At 31.9% G+C, this 3127-nt stretch carries 1 protein-coding gene and 1 pseudogene; one reads left to right on the top strand and one right to left on the bottom strand.

The window, feature by feature from the left end:
• Window positions 1-44 precede the first annotated feature (44 nt).
• Window positions 45-2012, bottom strand: coding sequence for an endonuclease (locus ACH2BG_RS09235; RefSeq protein ID WP_395047404.1), 1968 nt, complete (start codon window positions 2010-2012; stop codon window positions 45-47).
• Between the two features lie 328 nt (window positions 2013-2340).
• Between ACH2BG_RS09235 and ACH2BG_RS09230 the strand changes: the two are divergent.
• Window positions 2341-3127, top strand: a pseudogene (locus ACH2BG_RS09230) (aminopeptidase); the annotation flags it as partial.

The following is a 3127-nucleotide window of genomic DNA, read 5'->3' as shown; positions in this document are numbered from 1 at the left end:
AGCTTTTCAAATGAAAAGCTTCTTTTTTTATATACTATAAATTATTATTTAATAATTAACTTCTTAATTACTGTTTTATTATCCTCAACAACCTTAACCATATATACTCCTGAAGCTAAATTTAAGCTCAGTTTCTCGTTGTTTTTATAATTTCCCTGATAAACACTTAAACCTGTCATAGAAAAAATTTCAATTTTAGCTTCGTTTGTTAATCCCGAAATTGTAATAACATCTTTTGCAGGATTTGGATACATTGCTATTTGCAATTTATTAAAATCTGGTCTTGATAAAGTAGCAGACCATGGCAAACCAACTTTAGTTCCCCAAATATGATCTGCTAAATCTGGGTGATCAACAAATGGATTACGGTTTTGTTGCCAAGTATATATTACATTATTGTGGTTCATCTCGAAATCATCGGAAGAATCCGTCATATTCCAAGTTAATAAAGTGGCTAAATCTCCTATAAATCCATCTGGATTTTGTGCAGGATTGCCATTAATAACGTTTAGACCATTATATCGCACAGCCATATAAAATACTGCTCTAGCAACATCACCATGCCAACTACCTTGACTTCCTACTGGACCATCATAATCTACACCATAATTTCTTTCGCTTCTTAAACTATTTTCTGGGCTGTCTTCGGCTCTAATATGATGTCCATCGGCATGTCCTGCTAAAATATCATTAGCATTTGTAGGTAACCAAACATCTATTCCATCAGCTGAATTAGAAGTTCCATCGGTAAAACCACCGCGTGATTGACAATAAATGTGTTCACGATTCCAAAAACCAACAGCTCCACTTGTACCTGTTTGTTGATTTAATTTTGAACTTGGACGTTCTACATACATCAACCAAACTTGATTGTTGTTTTCAGGATTTGAATCTGCGTCTTTTAGCATTTCATATACATCTCCATAATTTTGAGCTCTTACCGTTGGACCAGCAATAATATCCTGAATGGCCTGTTTTAAAGCTGTTCCCGACAAACCTTCTAATGAGTTATAATAACCTGCTGGGCTTGTACTAGGACATAATCCATGAGTAGGATTTATTGGTGTTCCGAAAGGCAAAGTCACAAAATTAATATCATTTACCCTAATAATCATATTATTATTATACAAACTATAGCCCGAATCTACAGCACCTACAACAATTTTCATGTCTTCGTCACCGTCATTCGTTCCGTCATTCGGAACTGTTATTATTGTACTTCCGGTTGTTCCGCCAACTGGTATTGTTACCGATGTAGTTCCTGAATAATCAGCAGCCGTAAAAGTGCCATTATTTAAAGTAAAATTGATAACCAAATCACTTCCTGTAACTACGCTTGTTGATGTAAAAGTAATTGTAAGTGATTGCCCTTCTGTTAGTGTAGATCCACTGGTTGTTAATCTCAAATAAGTTAATACAATTCCAGAACCATCATTATTTCTCCCTGGAGTTGGTGCTTTTACTTCATAAGTACCGTCATTTTTTCTTTGAATAGATTGTGAGGTAGCTAAAGAATTCTGATTTTCATTAATACAAGTAACTAACCCTAAAATCCCCATCAATGCCGTTGGTTGTGTCGATGCATTATTAGAATAAGCCAATGCGTCTATCAAACCACTTGCATGTGCTGTTGTATTTATTGGAAAATCTGCTGCATTTCCTAGATAAAGACCTACAGCATCTGGTCCGTTTTGAATCGTTGCAACTGGAACAAGAAATGCTGGAGTTGGCGTAACCTGAGGGTTTCCAAAGTGAATAATGCCATTTACGTCTGTCGAATATCCATCTAAATCGATAGTATAATAACTAAGTGTTGCTGAGTATGGACTTGTACTACTTGCATTATAAAAAACCAAAACATAGCCATCTAGCGGCAGGTTTGGAGTGACAGATTTTAACTCTATAAACTCTAAAACATCTGTACTGTTAGTATCTGGATCTAATTCATTAATTACAACTTGCGAAAATCCTAGATTACTAATAAGTAGGAAAAAAAGTATTTTTCTAATCATTTTATATAAATTTGGGATTGCAATGTATTAAAATTTAAGTACCAAAATACATTTAATATAAAAACATTTTCAACACGCAACCTTTATCACCTTTATCAATCTATGATATAATAACTTGTAAATGATAAAGTTATCTTTTTTTATTGAACTTTATTAAAATTTAATGTTAAAATTAAGATTCAAAATTCTCTAAAAAAAGTATTATTATACTACATTGCAGTTTAAATTTATACCATTGATTAGAAGCTGGAAATTTTCTACTAAAACTATCTTTTTATTTGCTTTTTTGCTTCTAATGACAAGAAATTATGGGCAACAGCAAACTAAAATGACTGTTGTATTAGATGACTTTTCTCGCAGTCTAATTGTTAAGCAAACTATACAATTTACAAATAATTCGGACAAACCACTCTCAAAATTGGTTCTTAATGATTGGAATCACGCATATTCTAATAAATACTCTCCTTTAGGAAAACGGTTTTCGGACGAATATGTTAGAAATTTTCATTTGGCTCCTGATTTAGACAGAGGAAGTACAACAATAACTAAAATGCTTGTAAATGATTCCCTTACAGACTGGAATCGTGCCGAAAATCATCTTGATATTATAGAAATAGCTTTAAAAAACAACCTTGAACCATCAAAATCTATCACGATTAATATTGAATATAATCTAAGAATTCCTAATTCAAAATTTACTCGTTTTGGTTACGACTATGGCAAATATTTATTGAATAACCCCTTTTTATCATTGGCTCGATTATCTAATGACGGGCATTTTATCTATTATAGTAATGAAAATCTTGAAGACATTGCAAATGCAACTTATACAAAAATAAATATCGATTTTGTAATTCCTAAAAATTATCAGTTAACTTGTAATTTAGATTTAATTACTCAAGTTGAATCTCATGCAACGAAGACAATCAGTTTTAGTAATGAAAATAGTTCTCAAATTCAATTAGCAATTGAAAAAAATAACAGCTACGAAAGTTTTAAGAACGACAACATAGAAGTGCAAACAAATTTATATGACACTAAGCTAAACGGCATACAAAAAGCGATTATAATAGATGAAATTGTAAATTATGTTTCTGATAATTTAGGCAAAATCC

Origin of the sequence: Flavobacterium sp., from assembly GCF_043779715.1 — a bacterium.
Classification (GTDB): Bacteria; Bacteroidota; Bacteroidia; order Flavobacteriales; family Flavobacteriaceae; genus Flavobacterium.
The sequence above is the reverse complement of the archived record's forward strand: the minus strand, read 5'-3'. Positions and strand labels throughout refer to the sequence as shown.